This is a genomic window from Niallia sp. FSL W8-0954, assembly GCF_038005605.1.
Taxonomy (GTDB): Bacteria; Bacillota; Bacilli; order Bacillales; family Cytobacillaceae; genus Niallia; species Niallia circulans_A.
Genome location: NZ_JBBOTN010000001.1, coordinates 4,869,978 through 4,886,945 on the forward strand (window position 1 = coordinate 4,869,978; position 16,968 = coordinate 4,886,945).

13 protein-coding genes are annotated in these 16,968 nt (G+C 35.1%); 5 read left to right on the forward strand and 8 right to left on the reverse strand.

Annotated features, from left to right (window positions below):
• Positions 1 to 349: 349 nt before the first annotated feature.
• Positions 350 to 931 carry an NAD(P)H-dependent oxidoreductase gene (locus NX902_RS23735; RefSeq protein ID WP_095329417.1) on the reverse strand — a complete coding sequence of 194 codons (582 nt, stop codon included), beginning with the start codon at positions 929 to 931 and terminating at the stop codon, positions 350 to 352.
• A 109-nt stretch (positions 932 to 1,040) separates the two neighbouring features.
• On the opposite strand from NX902_RS23735, the gene NX902_RS23740 reads away from it, so the two are divergent.
• The 5 genes from NX902_RS23740 (at position 1,041) to NX902_RS23760 (ending at position 5,923) form a co-directional block, all read left to right on the forward strand.
• Entirely contained in the window at positions 1,041 to 1,478 is a 438-nt protein-coding gene (locus NX902_RS23740) for a MarR family winged helix-turn-helix transcriptional regulator (protein ID WP_235850236.1), read from the forward strand.
• Positions 1,479 to 1,501: 23 nt separating this feature from the next.
• On the forward strand, positions 1,502 to 2,152 hold the full coding sequence (locus tag NX902_RS23745; protein ID WP_163188375.1) for an SIMPL domain-containing protein: 651 nt from the start codon (positions 1,502 to 1,504) through the stop codon (positions 2,150 to 2,152).
• Between the two features lie 275 nt (positions 2,153 to 2,427).
• A complete protein-coding gene (guaC, locus tag NX902_RS23750; RefSeq protein ID WP_095329414.1) occupies positions 2,428 to 3,411 on the forward strand; it encodes a GMP reductase in 984 nt (327 codons plus the stop codon).
• A gap of 313 nt (positions 3,412 to 3,724) precedes the next feature.
• Positions 3,725 to 4,570: a hypothetical protein gene (locus NX902_RS23755; RefSeq protein ID WP_123258559.1), complete on the forward strand. Its 846-nt coding sequence runs from the start codon at positions 3,725 to 3,727 to the stop codon at positions 4,568 to 4,570.
• 207 nt (positions 4,571 to 4,777) lie between these two features.
• A complete protein-coding gene (locus NX902_RS23760; RefSeq protein ID WP_095329412.1) occupies positions 4,778 to 5,923 on the forward strand; it encodes a fused response regulator/phosphatase in 1,146 nt (381 codons plus the stop codon).
• Positions 5,924 to 6,026: 103 nt separating this feature from the next.
• Here the strand turns inward: NX902_RS23760 and NX902_RS23765 are convergent, their stop codons facing one another.
• The 7 genes from NX902_RS23765 to opp3b all read right to left on the reverse strand — a co-directional run bounded on the left by NX902_RS23765 (position 6,027) and on the right by opp3b (position 16,897).
• Positions 6,027 to 6,884: a CheR family methyltransferase gene (locus NX902_RS23765; RefSeq protein ID WP_123258560.1), complete on the reverse strand. Its 858-nt coding sequence runs from the start codon at positions 6,882 to 6,884 to the stop codon at positions 6,027 to 6,029.
• A gap of 20 nt (positions 6,885 to 6,904) precedes the next feature.
• Positions 6,905 to 9,685: an ATP-binding protein gene (locus NX902_RS23770; protein ID WP_163188377.1), complete on the reverse strand. Its 2,781-nt coding sequence runs from the start codon at positions 9,683 to 9,685 to the stop codon at positions 6,905 to 6,907.
• Positions 9,686 to 9,986: 301 nt separating this feature from the next.
• Entirely contained in the window at positions 9,987 to 12,467 is a 2,481-nt protein-coding gene (locus NX902_RS23775; protein WP_172859490.1) for a DEAD/DEAH box helicase, read from the reverse strand.
• A gap of 332 nt (positions 12,468 to 12,799) precedes the next feature.
• A complete protein-coding gene (locus NX902_RS23780; protein ID WP_095329409.1) occupies positions 12,800 to 13,741 on the reverse strand; it encodes an ABC transporter ATP-binding protein in 942 nt (313 codons plus the stop codon).
• Positions 13,738 to 14,793: an ABC transporter ATP-binding protein gene (locus tag NX902_RS23785; RefSeq protein ID WP_095329408.1), complete on the reverse strand. Its 1,056-nt coding sequence runs from the start codon at positions 14,791 to 14,793 to the stop codon at positions 13,738 to 13,740. Before NX902_RS23785 ends, NX902_RS23780 begins: the two co-directional genes overlap by 4 nt.
• Before the next feature lie 18 nt (positions 14,794 to 14,811).
• A complete protein-coding gene (opp3C, locus tag NX902_RS23790; protein ID WP_163188378.1) occupies positions 14,812 to 15,966 on the reverse strand; it encodes an oligopeptide ABC transporter permease in 1,155 nt (384 codons plus the stop codon).
• A 1-nt stretch (position 15,967) separates the two neighbouring features.
• Positions 15,968 to 16,897 carry an oligopeptide ABC transporter permease gene (opp3b, locus tag NX902_RS23795; RefSeq protein ID WP_163188380.1) on the reverse strand — a complete coding sequence of 310 codons (930 nt, stop codon included), beginning with the start codon at positions 16,895 to 16,897 and terminating at the stop codon, positions 15,968 to 15,970.
• Positions 16,898 to 16,968: the final 71 nt, after the last annotated feature.

Sequence of the window (16,968 nt, forward strand, 5' to 3'; positions counted from 1 at the left end):
GACTCGAGAAAGTCCAAACACCCGCAGGAACGAGGAGGCTTGGCGCTCGCCCCATGGAAAGCGAAGTGTATTCAGACTGCGGGTGATCACCCCAAACCTTCTTTCTTAAAGTTAATTAAACCGCGAACAATTATACCAATATTTATTAGTGTGTATGTATAATTGTTCGTGGTTATATTTGATTGAAGCACTTATGTCTCTCCCTCTTTTTTATTTCCCTCCATCTTTATATTTATAAGCTCTCCATGTTGCAAACCATCCTTTTATCCCGTAGACAAGTCCATAGATTATCTAACTTTTAGAAGAAAAAGGCTGTCTTATTTTTATAAAATAGAATCAATTCCACCGTTCAACTATTCATCTTTCTAAAGTATCGATAAATCCTTTCTAGCTTTTTCGCTTGTCCGGATGCTTCCATGTTTCCAAATTCAAAAAACTTTACTTTCTTCATTCCTACAAATTGAAATACGGCTTTTTTCATGAGATTTTTATGAACATTATGTAAAAGGAAGAATGGATACATTCTCGGTCCTTTCATCGTGGAGATACAAATGACCGACTTTCCTTTTAATAACCCCTTCGCTGTATATTTACCTGTATTCTTATAGGCAAAATGAGCTGAGAAAACTTGATCAAAGTATCCAAGTAACATAGCTGGCGGCCTCCCCCACCAAATTGGATAAATAAAGACCACTTTATCCGCCCATAATAACAGCTCTCTATATTTAGCAAAAACAGGATTTTTATGCATATGGCGTCTTTTATTCTTTTCATCAAAATATAAGATAGGATTAAAATTTTCTTCATATAAATCTAAAAGCTGTATATCTTTTATTAAGCCGTTTTCCTTGCATCCTTTTACTACATTTTTCAAAAAGGCGCCATTTAAGCTTTCCTTGTTTGGATGAGTAAAGACAATTAATACGTTCATAAAACCCCTCCCACATAGTTATCATTTGATAACTATACTACCATCTAACAAACTAGTTATCAATTGATAATTGTTATTTGATAACTTTTTATGCTATCTTACCTTTGAGGTGATTTTTTTGAACGAAGAGCAATTTTTTCAAAAAGTTATAACATTTACTGCTTCTGTTTACCAACTAAAGCATGCGTTAACCAATGATTTAAGACCAAATGATTTAACTCCCATTCAGTATAGTATTCTTGAATATGTTTCCATTAATCAGCCCGTTATCCTAAGTGAAATAAGCAACTGTCTGCAAATATCACTACCAAATACAAGCCGAGAATTAAAGAAATTAACAGAAAAAAATCTAATTAGGAAATTTACAAATGAAAAGGATCGCAGAAAACAATATATGTCGCTTTCAGATGAAGGAAAAAAGGTAATGAATCACGTTTTTGTTGAAATTGAAAATAAGTTAAAGAAACGAATAGACCACCTTTCTGCTGAAGAATTAGAGGAAATAAATACTGCGATGGCATTATTACAAGGCAAAGTGTTTTTTTAATAAATATACAGAGGTGAATAATCATGTACCAGCCCTCCTCCTTTTTACCACCTAAAAGAAGCTTAACGGTATATGGAAATAGTAAATTGTCGCTGGAACCAAATATTTGTAAAATAACGCTTGGTATTAATACAGAATCGAAAAATGTAACAACTGCACAGCAAGAAAATGCCCGTCTCCATCAACAGGTTATTACAGCTATTTTAGGTTTAGGCATTCCTTCCTCCAATATCCAAACAATAGACTATACTATTTTTCCGCAATATGACTTTGTGGAAAATCAACAAGTATTCAAAAATTATAGAGTAACCCATCTGCTAGCTATTCTTGTCGAAACCATTCAGCTTGCAGGTACGGTTATTGATACAGCCGTACAAAATGGCGCTAATCAAGTCATGAGTATTCACTTTGATGTCAGCAATCGTTCCGAACATTACGAACGAGCGCTTCAAGGAGCAATTAAAGATGCTTTGTCAAAGGCAAGAGCCATTGCTGAAACTCTGCGTATAACCATCGATCCTATCCCTGTAAAGGTTATAGAAATCCCATCTGGTTCTAGTATTCCTATGCCATTAGCAAAAATGTCATTTGCGGAGATTGGAGGAGTTTCTACTAATCTAGAACCAGGACAGCTAACCATTGATGCTACGGTTGAGGTCAAATTTTCTTACTAAACACATTTCTCTCCCTCCCACCTAGCTATGAGCTGTATTTCCCGTTATAAATCAGATCCTTACACTTGAAAATGCCTTCTATCTTCTGATAAAAGGCATTTTTTCGTCCCATTCCTTTATGTAATATATCCTCTTCAAAATGATAACGTTTCAATAAAAATTTCCCCATTATATGAAAAATCTTTGACATCCTGATCAAAATAATGTAAAGTACCTAATGGTCGAACGTTTATTAAACAAACCGACCTTAATATTCGTATTTAGGAGTGTATTTTATGGATAACGTGTTTGATTACGAAGATATACAATTAATTCCCGCTAAATGTATTGTGGATAGTCGTTCAGAATGTGATACAACCGTTACACTAGGCGGTCACACATTTAAACTTCCCGTCGTTCCTGCCAATATGCAAACTATCATCGACGAAAAAATCGCTGTATACTTAGCTGAAAATGGCTATTTCTATATTATGCACCGTTTCCAGCCAGAAACGCGCAAGGCTTTTATCCGTGATATGCAATCTCGTGAATTAATTGCTTCTATCAGCGTTGGGGTAAAAACGGAAGAGTACGACTTTATATTACAATTAGCAGAAGAAAACTTGGTTCCTGAATTTATTACAATCGATATTGCTCATGGTCATTCTAATGCAGTCATTGCCATGATTAAACACATCAAAAAGCACTTACCAAAGTGCTTCGTTATTGCTGGTAATGTGGGAACTCCTGAAGCAGTAAGAGAGCTTGAACATGCTGGTGCAGATGCAACGAAAGTAGGTATCGGCCCTGGTAAAGTTTGCATTACCAAAATTAAAACAGGTTTTGGAACAGGCGGCTGGCAGTTAGCTGCATTGCGTTGGTGTGCAAAAGCTGCAAGCAAACCTATTATTGCAGACGGTGGTATCCGCACACATGGGGATATTGCAAAATCCGTTCGCTTTGGGGCAACAATGGTTATGATTGGCTCTCTTTTCGCTGGACATGAAGAATCTCCAGGAGAAACAATTGAAAAAGATGGAAAGCTTTATAAGGAGTATTTCGGTTCTGCTTCTGAGTTTCAAAAGGGAGAAAAGAAAAACGTGGAAGGCAAAAAAATGTATGTAGAGCATAAAGGTCACTTGCAAGATACGTTAACAGAAATGGAACAAGATCTTCAATCCTCTATCTCTTATGCTGGTGGAAACAAATTAGATGCCATTCGCAATGTAGATTATGTTATCGTAAAAAACTCTATTTTTAATGGAGATAAAGTGTATTAAAATTAGCATATAAATAACCCCAAACCTTCTACGGAGATGCTAGTAAAATTTTTCGTATAAGTGTTTGGGCTTTTTGATTAAACACGGAGTGGAAAGGAGCGATGGACATTCCACTTTTTCACTAATAACTTAAAGACTGTTCGTCTTTATCCATTCTATACTTTCATTTGTCCCACTCTCTCTGATTTTACAAAAACAGCCAATTAAGAGAGTGACATAGGTTAAAATCCCAGGTATAATATAACTAACCTCTAGATTAATCCTCCTGTATCCCCAAAAATAAAATAGAAAAAGAAAGGTTGATTGTATTTTTATGAAGAGCTTTTCCTTCCACACAAACCATCGCAAACGAGAAAAATCTCCAGAAACAAGAATTAAACTGATTCCTCTTACCGGCACCCAAAGCAGAAGTGAAATACTAAAGAAAATAGAAATCAGCTCCCAATTTAATATGCGTTATCGAGGACTGTATGAATATTACGGAGATGATTTAATAGCATATAAAAAGGAAAATCCTACTGATTATTTCCGCAATGAATTTCTGCGAACATTCTCCAGTTATCTCACTGACTATCTTGAAGATAACATGCCTGCATCTTGGCATAAATGTAAGAAATCTTTTATCGAGTTACTCCTCCTTATTCACCTACCCAATGCCTTAAAAATTTCCAAAGAACGTAATAGCATGCAGCACTTTATATCTGAATTTAAAAACTTTTCCATATGGCTGGATCACAAGGAAAAAACGATGTGGACAAAAATGTTAGCTTCTTATGAACAGACATTTCATGAGCTAAAGTTATGTGAGGAATTGTTAAATAGATTATATCTACAAATGTATCCTCGATTTTTTGCTTCAGATTGGGATTATCAAAAAGATTTATCAAGAGTTAGCCAGCTCCTAGAGAAATGTACAGAGGTGGAGGATAATTTCTTTCAAATAAACACTATAGATGGAAGAGATACCGTTTATTTTTCTAATCTCCACACAAAGAAACAATTTCAGGTAAATAATTTTCCGATTGAAGAGAAATTTCTGGGGCTGATTCTTCATGGTTCCATCGGTCGTTTAGAAGGACATTCATCATGGTCACTGCTTCTTACAGCAGGGGTGTATCCAATGCGAGCCAAGAGATATTTAACTTTAAGAGAAAATTAAAAAATAAAAACATCGAGGCAAAGAAAATACATATGCTCCGATGTTTTTATTTTTTCTCCATTATTTCTTCTCTTTATATAGGACGTATAATTATTATTATCTAATAAATAACGTTATAATTATTATTATACATAATTGATGGTTGTTAATTAATAAGATATACATAAGTTTTCTTATCATCATAATAGACAAGGAGTTATAAGAATTATGACTATTCTTTTAGTAGATGACAATACTGTCAATCTATTTGTAATGGAAAAAATACTTAAAAATGCTGGTTACGATGATTGCGTCTCGCTAACCTCAGCTAATGAATTATTTCATTATCTACAACTTGATGCTCCTAACTCCACAGGGAATAGTGTGGACTTAATATTACTTGATATTATGATGCCAGAGATTGATGGCATTGAAGCTTGTAAACGCATTAAAAAAGTGGAAAATCTCAAAGATATTCAGATTATCTTTGTCACAGCATTAGAAGATAAAAATAAACTCGCAGAAGCGTTAGATATTGGCGGCGTAGATTATATCACAAAACCTCTAAATAAAATTGAACTCCTCGCAAGAATACGCGTTGCATTGCGATTAAAAGCCGAACTGGATTGGCATACCCAACATGAAAAAAAGATTCAATATGAATTAGACTTAGCCACTCATGTACAAAGAAGCCTATTAAGCTCACCTTTACAAGACGAGCATATGCATATTGAAGTTTCTTACCTGCCTTCTTTTAACCTTGCAGGTGATATGTATTATTGGCATAAAATAGATGAAGATAAATATGCCATTATCCTTTTAGATATGATGGGGCACGGCATTTCTGCCTCTTTAGTATGCATGTTTATCTCCTCTGTCCTAAGAGAATCCGTTAAACAATTAGTAGAGCCTGACCTTGTTATAAAAGAATTAAATCGCTATATGACTTTACTAAAAAATGATAAAGAAGGGCTGCCTTTTTACTTTACAGCTATTTATCTAGTAATTGACACAAAGGAGAAGACAGTTAAGTATGTTAATGCTGGGCATCCTTATGGCTATATGCTAGTTGATGAAAATGATGTTGTTGCCTTAGAACAAAGTACTTGTGCAGTAGGATTTTTTGACGAAATGGAAATTAATACAAAGGAGATTTCCTTTGAGAAAGATGTCCAAATCATTCTTTATACAGATGGAGTATTGGAAGCGATAGGCCCTTGTGAATTCGAGGCAGAAAAACAAATCCGCTCTATTTCCTCCAAAAGATGGGAACATACTAGTTCTGTAATGGATTATTTACTTACAAAAGAACAGCAGTCTAATCAACCAGATGATATGTGTGTCTTAATGATCCAGGCAAAAGCAAGTAACTGACATAGTATTGTTGATTATTTACATAAATAAATAAAAAAGGGGGTTTCTTCTATGAAGAAATCCCCTTTCATTATAACAAAGAAGTAGAGCTGGTCGATGAACCTTAATAAAGCTTTTGATAAAGTCTTTCTCCGCCATTAAGCTCTCTATATTTTGGCATTACTTCAACAAAACTCAATGTCTCTTTATCCCCTAAACCTAGAAATCCTTCTTTACTTAAACTCTCATAAAATAGGTGATGAACTTGGTTCTGAAGCATTGGATTAAAGTAAATCAGTACATTTCTACAAATAATAACATGAAATTCATTAAAGGATTGATCTGTTACTAGATTATGCTGCGCAAAAATAATATTTTTCAACAAATCAGAATGAAAATAAGCATATTGATGATCGGTTTTATAATATTCTGAGAAGGCATTTGTCCCACCAGCAAGCATATAATTTTTCGTATATGCTTGCATTTTGTGGAGAGGAAATGCACCTTTGCTTGCCTTTTCCAGCACGGTTTCATTCATGTCTGTTGCATAAATAACCGCCTTATCCTTTAAACCCTCTTCTTCTAATAAAATGGCCATAGAAAAGACTTCTTCGCCAGTAGCACAACCAGCATGCCATATCCGAATTTCTTCAAGCTTTCGTAAATACGGGATGATTTGCGCTCTAAAAGAACGAAAAAAGCTTGGATTCCTAAACATTTCTGTTACATTGATAGAAAAATCATTAAGAAGTTGTTCAAGGAATGCCTCTTCATGAATCACTCTTTCCAGCAATCTCGTAATCGTAGGAATATTATCCATTTTCATTCTATAGTAGATTCTGCGTGTAATAGAAGATCGGTTATATTGACGAAAATCAAAACCTGATAATCGAAAAATCCCTTCAAGCAGCAGATCTACTTCGATGTCTGCATGATCTTGATTCTCTACCTCTTGATCATTATTCAGGAATAGATGATCCATCTCCGTTCCTCCTTACTTAGCTAAGCTAACCATACTCTTAAGACGGAGTATAATTGATCCAAATCTAACGGCTTACTGATATAATCAGATGCTCCCGCCTCTAAACATTTTTCACGGTCATTCTTCATCGCCTTTGCCGTTAATGCGATAATTGGTATCTCTGTCAGATTCAACGTTTGACGGATAATTGTCATGGTTTCATATCCATTCATATTCGGCATCATAATATCCATTAGGATAACATCCAAATCTATAGTTCTATCCAGAATGTCTAAGCATTCCTTTCCGTTATAGGCAACAAGAACATCCATTCCTCTTTTTTCAAGAGTCGTTTTAAGAGCAAAGATATTTCGATTATCATCGTCTACAATCAATACCTTTTTCCCTTTAAACACATCCTCGTTCTCATCCTTAGAAATCACAATTTCTGTTTTTCTTTCTTCTTCCTGTTTCTGTTCTTCCTTATCTATTTCTTGTCGAGCTTCTTGCTTTTTCACTTCCATAGTAGCAGCTACATTCATCTCACTAATATTAAGTTGGGTGTCTGCTATTCCATTCGGAAGACTTGGAATAATGAGGGTAAAAGTACTGCCCTTACCTTCCTCACTCTTCAAGGAAATCCAACCACCTAGCAATCTAGCAAACTCTCTACAAATGGAAAGACCTAAACCAGTACCTCCATATTTACGTACAGTGGCGCCATCTGCTTGCTGGAATGTTTCAAAGATTAATTTATGTTTATCTTTCGGGATGCCAATCCCAGTGTCCGTTACGGAAATTTCCAGCCACTCACTACTTAATTCTCTCATACTGCGGCTAATCTGATTTCTCTTCTTAATATTTAAGGAAACTGTTCCGTTTTCCGTAAATTTAAAGGCATTGGATAATAGATTTTTAATAATTTGTTGGAATCTCTTTTCATCTGTAAATACGATGTCTTGGAGACCTTCCTGTTTGTTTACTAAAAATTCTACTTCCTTCTGGTTAGCGATAGGCGCGAAGCTTCGCTCCAATTGTGAAGTAATATCATGAATGCTTACTTCTCCAAAATGAACATCAAGCTTGCCTGCTTCTACCTTGGAAAGATCAAGAATATCATTTATAAGCGAAAGAAGATCTTTACCAGAGGAATGAATAACATTCGCAAACTCCATTTCTTCTTCCGATAGATGATTCGAATCATTCTCCGCTAACATTTCTGAAAGAATTAGAATACTATTTAGCGGTGTTCTTAATTCGTGGGACATATTAGCTAAAAACTCTGATTTATAATTAGAATTTTGAATAACCAACTCTGTTTTCTCTTCTAATTCCTCTTTTGCTTTTTCTAAATCCCTCGTCTTGGCTTCTGCTTCCCTTGTTCGATCTTCAAGCTGTTCATTAGTAGCCATCAGCTCTTCTTTTTGCATTTGCAGCTCTTCTGATTGTGACTGTAATTCTTCTGACTGTGTTTGTAGCTCTTCTGATTGAACTTGTAACTCTTCCGTCATTGCTCTAGATTCATTTAATAAGCGAACGATTTCCATTCTACCCATAATACTATTAATCGTTAATCCAAATGTCTCCACTATCCCAGTAATGAGATTTTGTTGAAGGGTTGTAAATTCTGTCATTGTAGCAAGTTCAAGTACAGCAATAGCCTCCCCCTCAAACATAACAGGTACAATGATAATACTACGTGGAGAAACATCCCCTAACCCTGTTGCAATTAAGCGATAATCACTTGGGATTTCTTGATAATGAAGAACACGCTGTTCTTTAGCACTTTGACCAATTAGGCCTTCTCCTATTTGGAAGGTCTCTCGTCCAATCGTATCTCCAGATTCAGCAAATGTTGCCATTTTTATGTAGGTTTCTTTTTTCTGTTGGGCGTCTTTTACATAAAAGGCTCCAAAGCTTGCATTTGTTTTTAGCGCTATTTCTGTTATAAACACACTAGTTAACAATTCAATAGAAGGAATTCCTTGAAATTTCATCACAATATCAGCAACGTTCGACTGTAACCATTCTCTCTGTTCAACTGTATCAAGGAGGCTATTTGTCGCTTCTGCAAGCTCTCTTATTTCATCGTTTGTCCGGACATGAATACGAGTACTGACATTTCCTTTAGAGGCAGCGATTGTTTTAATAGATCCTGTTACTTCCTTTATTGTTCTAACAATCGATTTAGAAGTTTGTCCAGCCAGACTAATAGCAACAAGTGAAATCAAGACTAATACGCCGAATAGTCCTACTGTTAAACCATTATTTTGTTTGTCCAGCTTTGTTGCCTGCTTGGCCGATGCATCCTTCTCTGTATCTCTAAGATTCGTAAATTTTTCTGTAATCTCGTTTATATAATCTCGTCCATTATCCTCTTTGAAAAATTCTTCAAGAGCTTCTGTATTATTTTGTGCTTTATATTGGATGGTTGGCTCACCAGCCGTATTAATCCAATTCAAAATATTTTCCTTTATTTCGAGTAAATTCCGCTGTTGTGCAGGTTTATTACTCATTAATTGATACAATTCCTCAAATTGCTCTTTCCAATTTTCCTTCCCATCATTATACGGAATTAAGTAACTTTGGTTACCTGTGATTATGTATCCACGCTGACCTGTCTCCATATCTAATACACTTTTCTCAATAGAAGATGTAAGTTCATGTATGCGAGAATCGTAATTGATAATCGAATTACGTTCCTGTTGAAGGGAGCGTATTTGATTATTTAGTAAAATTACTGACACAAGTAAGCAAAGAATGATAACAATGTAACCAAGGATAATTTTGGAGCGAATGCCAAACTTAAATTTAGAATCCATTTGATTACCTTCCTTAACTTATTTTCTATTTTAATAGTATAGTATTTACAATAAAAATGAAAAGGGAATTTGTTCTATTTTCTTCTTTTTCATCTAGTTTATATTACTTTTTTCATCGCTTTAACTTTACAAGCCTATGCTTTGTATTTGCTACTAATAATTTTGTAAGTAAAACGGTGCTTGAATAACCCTTTGCTTTTCAATTACTTTACAACCTGGAAAACAAAGGGTGAGGATGACTGCATTTGCTACTTCTCACCCTTCTCTTACATTCAAAGCCTTTATGCGTATCAATTTATGTCTAATAAAAACATTCATTACAAACAGCAAATTTAAACTTAGCCGATAGTTCTTTCCCGCATTTCTTGCATTGCTTCGTCCGTTTCTTACCTTTAAACCCAGTCTTTAACTGATCGTTTATTTGGTCACTCAATTCCTGTCTTACCTTTTCCCAATAATAGGCTTCTGTCCTTCTTTCTAATCTATATAGGAATAATAAGTGCAGACCAATCGCTTTATAACCGAGCTCCAGTTCCTCCAAACTATCTTGTTTAATTTTTGGTTCTGGTAAATCCCTGTTTTCCACAATTGCCTCCATATTTGCTTTCCATTGCGCTCGTAATGAGGCTTCACTTGTGGCGAATGGTAGTTTCAGAAAACTAAATAAATCATGCAGGGACATTCTCGCTTCGACCATCGTATCCATAATCATTTCATATAGCTGCATTTCCTCTGCTAGTGAAGCCTTTCTTGTTCCTTCTGGGCTTTTAAAATGTCCCCATAAATAAAAGAACAGCCCCAAATTATTGGAATACTTTTGAAATCTTTCTAAAACAGCACTTGTTGGTGCTATTGTGAATCCATACAAGTCTTCGTCTCTTTTTTCTAATAAATACTTCATCCTTTTACGGTCACTGGTGAAAGCAACTCGCCCAATATCATATATCCCCTTTCTTCCTGCTCTACCTGCAATCTGCTTCACTTCCTGTGAGGTTAACATCCTTCTTCTTATCCCATCAAATTTGTCATTCTCTAAGAAGACAATTCTCCTTATTGGTAAATTAAGCCCCATCCCAATTGCATCTGTTGAAACAATAACTTTCGTTTCTCCCTTAATAAAGCGCTCCATTTGTTTTTTTCTTGCTTCTGGTGGCATACTTCCATAGATGATACTGACTTGCCACCCTTTTCTTTGTAACTCAGAGGCTGTTTCTAAGACACTTCTTCTAGAGAAACACACTAATGCGTCTCCCTTTCTTGTATGACTTAATTGAAATAACTCATTTTCTACCTGTAACGGTGTCTCCCGTCGATATTCATGAACCTCTACATCTATATCACCTAATAACTGTAGAATCATGTTTTTGGCATGCAGACTTGCGATAATATGGACCTCTTGTGCATTTGTCTTGGTGATAGCACGATACCATGAGAATCCTCGTTCTCTGTCCGCAATCATTTGTGCCTCATCAATGACAACAACTTCGTAAAAATCCTTTTCATGAAACATTTCTACTGTACTCGATTGATGTTGAGCTTCCAGAACAAGCTTTTCTTCTTCCCCTGTTTTTAGCGAACATGGAATTCCTTGCTGATTCAGCTTCTCATAAATTTCCAATGCTAATAATCTTAATGGCGCTAAATATAAACCGCTGGAAGCTTCCATCATTCGTTTAATTGCTTGAAATGTTTTACCAGTATTTGTTTCTCCAGTATGAAGGATATATTTAACATCTATATTAGTTGGAGGATAATATTCTCTTCCAAATATATCCTCAATCATTCTTGCTTCTTCTTCTTTACGTCGTCTTTGCTCCTCGCGATCTTCTGCTTCCTTCTGTTCCTTCCTTTGACGGTCTTTTTCCATAATCTCTTTATGAATCTCTACATCAAAAGGAATATCTAATAATTTTTCCAAATCGATTACATACTCAGAAAACAAATCTTCAAGAAACTCTTCTGTTATTTCTTCCAGTAAAGGCGTGCTTACTTCTAGTAAAAAAGAATTGCTTAAGGAATGGTCAAATATGTCTTCATATTCTTCTTTTATTCGATTAGGCAATTTATCTTTCAGCCATGTCGGAAAAAAGTCAATTAAATGCTGAAAGATTAAATCTTCATATGCTTCTGTCCGGTCTTCTAAAAAGTAAAATTGGTTATAGGGCATATTCATTTCATTTGATAAATATTCTTCAAAGGTTAACTCCATCGAAGATAAAACAATGCCATTCCGTTCTATCTCTAGCGCAATATTACTTCCTGTTAAATAGCGAACATAGAGAAACAATTCTTCATAATGCTTTTCCATCAATTGCTCAATATAATAAGAGAATTTCATTTTATATTTACGTTTTGCTTCTAGATTTTTCTGTTCTTCTACGGTTTGCAAATAGTTTTCTCGTCTTTCTTTATATCTTTTTTCCCATTCTTCTTTTTTATCCCCGAGGTTTTTTCTTAACCATTCTTCATAACAGAATACTTCAACCTCACGAATTTCACTTCTAAATAATCGGTTAATAACCTTTTTATTAAGATCATTAATGTCCAATCCTTTATTGGTGAGATATTGTTTCTTTTCAGCATACTTGATATGACTAGTTGCAGTATTAAGCCAAGTATTTAGCCAAATCTGCTCTATAAATACTTTTCGGTCATCCATATATTGTTTGAAAGTAGGCAGACGATCTTGTTTCTCTAAATACTTATTTACATCATTCATTATATGGCTTTTTGTTTGTTGAATCGCTTTATCGTATTGCGGTTTTAATATTGGATTTATCATGATGAACTCCTATAGAAATGTTATACCATTCTTATTTTCCTTTATTTTATCTTAGACATGTAGTTTTTTTAAAATTTTTTAGACTTCTACCATTATTCATATGGACTTTCTTAACGATCATAACATGGATACTAAAGTAAAATGTTGTTATATTCGTTTATTTTATTCAATGTCGAATTTTATCGTTTATTTGTATACGATTTTTTTGTTTTGGAAGATTATTTCTTAAAAATTAGGGAAAAACATAAAAGATGATTTCTCGGGAAATAAAAAATCCTTGCACGTTGGCAAGGATTATTTGGGAGGGTCTTCTTTTATAGACTAAAATTTGCTTAGTTTTTCTTAAGGCTTAATTCTCTTTTATATTTCTCTAGTTCTTTCTCTGTGCAGCGTACATAGTGACCTGGAGTTACTTCTCTTAACTCAGCTGGCTCATTAGTATCATGTACAGATGGATCATATGCAATTCTCTTGCGCTCACGTTCATAACGCGGATCTGGAAGTGGAATTGCGGATAGTAATGATTTTGTGTATGGGTGAATTGGGTTTTCATACAATTCATCTGCTTCTGCAAGCTCTACCATATTACCCATATACATAACACCAATACGATCACTAATATATTTAACCATGGAAAGATCATGAGCAATAAATAAATAAGTCAATCCACGCTCTTTTTGGAGCTTTTTCAAAAGATTTACTACCTGTGCTTGAATAGAAACGTCTAATGCAGAAATAGGCTCATCACAGATAATGAAATCTGGCTCAACAGCTAGGGCGCGAGCAATTCCAATTCTCTGCCTTTGACCGCCGCTGAATTCATGCGGAAAACGTGTAGCATGCTCTTTATTCAACCCTACTACTTCAAGGAGTTCTTCAACTCTTTGACGACGCTCTTCTGGTGTTTTTGCAAGATTATGATTATCAATTCCTTCTGCAATAATATCCAGTACTGTCATACGCGGATTTAGAGAAGAATGTGGGTCTTGGAAAATCATTTGCATTTTTTGGTTAAATTTGCGAAGCTCTGCCTTTGATTTTTTCCCATGCACATCTTCACCTTCAAATTTCACTTCTCCACCTGTTGCATCGTAAAGACGAATGATTGTTCTACCTGTTGTTGACTTTCCACAACCAGATTCTCCAACCAGACCAAAGGTTTCTCCTTTAAAAATATCAAAGGATACACCATCTACGGCTTTTATTACCCGATCTCTTCCAGCTGAGAAATGTTTTTGTAAATTCTTAACCTCTAGTAATTTTTCTCTAGTCAACGTTTTCCACCATCCTTTTTACCAGTTTGCGAGAAACCTAACATTCTTTGCTTAACTGATTCTGGCGGTTCCATATGTGGAGCATCTTCATGCAATAACCACGTAGCTGCATAATGAGTATCTGAAACCTTAAACATAGGCGGCTCCATTACTTTATCAATTTCTAGTGCATATTTATTTCTAGATGCAAACGCATCTCCGACTGGCGGCTTTAACATATTTGGCGGGCTACCAGGTATAGCAAACAACTCTTCATCGTCACTATCAAGTGTCGGCATAGATCCGATTAGTCCCCAAGTATATGGATGTTTTGGATTATAGAATATATCATCTACCGTACCAATTTCAACAATTTTACCAGCATACATTACAGCAACACGATCTGCCACATTTGCCACAACACCAAGATCATGAGTAATAAAGATAATTGCACTATCTGTTTTCTTTTGAATATCTTTCATCAACTCTAGAATTTGTGCCTGAATTGTAACATCAAGTGCTGTTGTTGGTTCATCAGCAATTAAAATCTTCGGATTACATGCAAGAGCAATCGCTACAACCACCCGTTGGCGCATTCCACCTGAGAATTGATGCGGAAACTGATTAATTCGTACTTCTGGCTGTGGAATACCAACTAATTCAAGTAATTCTAAGGCGCGTTTTTTTGCATCAGACTTGTTCATGTTTTGGTGCTTAATTAAGCCTTCCATGATTTGATTTCCAATTTTCATTGTTGGGTTCAAAGAAGACATCGGATCCTGAAACACCATTGAAATATCTTTTCCGCGAATTTTTTGCATCTCTTTTTTGGATTTCTTAACTAGATCTTCTCCTTCAAAAAGAATTTCACCTGTTTTAATCACACTTTGCGGCTCAGGAAGAAGTCTCATAATCGCATTAGAAGTAACCGATTTACCAGAACCAGATTCTCCTACTATTGCTAATGTTTCCCCTTTATTCAGATCAAAACTAACACCACGAACAGCTTGTACCTCACCATTGTAGGTGTTAAATGATACTCTTAAATCTTTGACTTCTAATAATTTACTCATTTATTAAACACCTACTTTCTATTTATGCATCTTAGGATCAAATGCATCTCTTAAACCATCACCTAAAATGTTAAATGCAATCATTAGTACTGATAATACAACTGCTGGGAATACTAATAAATATGGGTATAATCTTAAGTTTGCAAATCCTAGTTCAATTAAAGCACCTAAAGAAGCGTCTGGTGGTACAATACCTAAACCGATGAAACTTAAAAATGCTTCGAAGAAAATAGCTCCAGGAATAGAGAACATGGTGTTAACAATTATGATACCACTGATATTAGGAATTAAGTGCTTTCTAATTATCGTACCGTTTGAGGTTCCTAATGTTTTTGCTGCCAGAACAAATTCCTGGTTAGTAAGTTTCATTACTTCACCGCGAACGACACGTGACATGCCAATCCAACCTGTAATTGTTAATGCTACAACAATAGAAATAATACCTGGTTTTAGAATTAACATCATTAATAAAATGATTACTAAATTAGGTATACCCACTAGCACTTCTGCTATACGTTGTAAAACATTATCTACTCTTCCACCATAGAAGCCAGAGATACCACCATATGCAACACCTATTAATAAATCAAGCGCAGCTGCAACAAACGCAATAATGAGAGAAACTCGAGTTCCTTCCCAAAGTCTTGTCCATTGATCACGTCCAAGTGTATCTGTACCAAACCAGAAATACGTATCATCTAACTTTTTTTGGTCGTAAATATGGAAAGTCGCTTTTACAGAAGCTGAATTTCTTTCCCCATTACCTTCATCTAATACTTTAATATCAATAAACTCTTCATCACTCTTATAACGAGCATAGGCCTTGTTTGTTGCATCCTCTACTGAGACACCTTTATAAGTCCCTGATAATGTACCATCCAGCCCAAGCCAAGAAACCTTCTCCAATACCGGTACTCTAGGAGGTAATTTAGCACGAGACAAATCCTGACCATTACTATCATATCCAGTGAAATAAGGTCCAAATATACTCAAGACTATAATCAACAGGATTACAAAGATACTAATAATTGCAGGTTTATTTTTAAATAAAGTTCTTCTCGCATCTTGTCCAAAAGTTCTACTTGGAGCAGTGATTCTCTCACTAATACTCTCTTCTTGCTTAAGAGGTTTAAATAAATTTTTATCTATATTTTTTAGATTATTTTTATCCATCCTATTTCTTTCCTCCTGCAATTCTAATTCTCGGATCTATCAATCCATAAAGGAGGTCAATGATTAAGATGATGACAACAAATGCAAATGCATATAATAGTGTTGTTCCCATGATAGTCTGATAATCATTTACAGTAACTGATGAAACGAACTGCTCACCAATTCCAGGAATTGCGAATATTTTTTCAATTACTAATGAGCCTGTCATCAAGTTAACAGCCATTGGACCTATAACAGTTATTAAGGGAATTAAAGCATTTCGTAAACCATGCTTAAAGATGATTCCAGACTCTGCAACCCCTTTAGCACGAGCAGTTGTAATATACTGAGAATGTAAAACTTCAATCATTTCTGTTCTAATAAATCTAGCAGAAATTGCTAGAGGAGTTATTGCTAAAGCAATAGTTGGTAGGATTGTATATTCGTATCCATCCCATAATGCTACCGGTAACAAGTCCCACTGGACAGCAAAATAGTACTGCAATAAACCAGCAAATACAAACGATGGTATAGATGTACCCAATACCGCTATAATTGTTGATATAAAATCAATTGGTCCATTTCGGAAAATAGATGAGATCAATCCAAGAAGAATTCCTACTATTGTGCCAAGTACTAATGCCTGTGCACCTAGTAAAGCAGATGGTCCTATTTTACTCATTAAAATATCCATTACAGGTGTATTATCATAAGCAAATGACACACCTAAATCTCCTTGTACCAGATTTCCTAGATAACGAACATATTGAACTGGGATTGGATCGTCTAATCCGTATTTTTCTAAGACAATCGCTTTTTGCTCTTCACTTAACTTATCTTCTGCCTTAAGTGGACTTCCTGGTAAAAACTTCATAAGAAAAAAAGATACTGTTGCTATTATGAAAAGGGTTAAAAACATATACCATATACGTCGAAGTAAATATCGCGTCATCTGTGCACCTCCTATTATTCTTTGTATATTATAGCATAATAATTTATTTTTTATATTATCAGAATTTTCCT

What these genes read in the sequence shown, in the direction of transcription:
- NX902_RS23755 (WP_123258559.1), top strand. Translation starts at nt 3,725, where the DNA reads ATGAAGAGCTTTTCCTTCCACACAAACCATCGCAAACGAGAAAAATCT.
- guaC (WP_095329414.1), top strand. Translation starts at nt 2,428, where the DNA reads ATGGATAACGTGTTTGATTACGAAGATATACAATTAATTCCCGCTAAA.
- NX902_RS23760 (WP_095329412.1), top strand. Translation starts at nt 4,778, where the DNA reads ATGACTATTCTTTTAGTAGATGACAATACTGTCAATCTATTTGTAATG.
- opp3b (WP_163188380.1), bottom strand. Translation starts at nt 16,897, where the DNA reads ATGACGCGATATTTACTTCGACGTATATGGTATATGTTTTTAACCCTT.
- NX902_RS23765 (WP_123258560.1), bottom strand. Translation starts at nt 6,884, where the DNA reads ATGGATCATCTATTCCTGAATAATGATCAAGAGGTAGAGAATCAAGAT.
- NX902_RS23745 (WP_163188375.1), top strand. Translation starts at nt 1,502, where the DNA reads ATGTACCAGCCCTCCTCCTTTTTACCACCTAAAAGAAGCTTAACGGTA.
- opp3C (WP_163188378.1), bottom strand. Translation starts at nt 15,966, where the DNA reads ATGGATAAAAATAATCTAAAAAATATAGATAAAAATTTATTTAAACCT.
- NX902_RS23785 (WP_095329408.1), bottom strand. Translation starts at nt 14,793, where the DNA reads ATGAGTAAATTATTAGAAGTCAAAGATTTAAGAGTATCATTTAACACC.
- NX902_RS23775 (WP_172859490.1), bottom strand. Translation starts at nt 12,467, where the DNA reads ATGATAAATCCAATATTAAAACCGCAATACGATAAAGCGATTCAACAA.
- NX902_RS23770 (WP_163188377.1), bottom strand. Translation starts at nt 9,685, where the DNA reads ATGGATTCTAAATTTAAGTTTGGCATTCGCTCCAAAATTATCCTTGGT.
- NX902_RS23735 (WP_095329417.1), bottom strand. Translation starts at nt 931, where the DNA reads ATGAACGTATTAATTGTCTTTACTCATCCAAACAAGGAAAGCTTAAAT.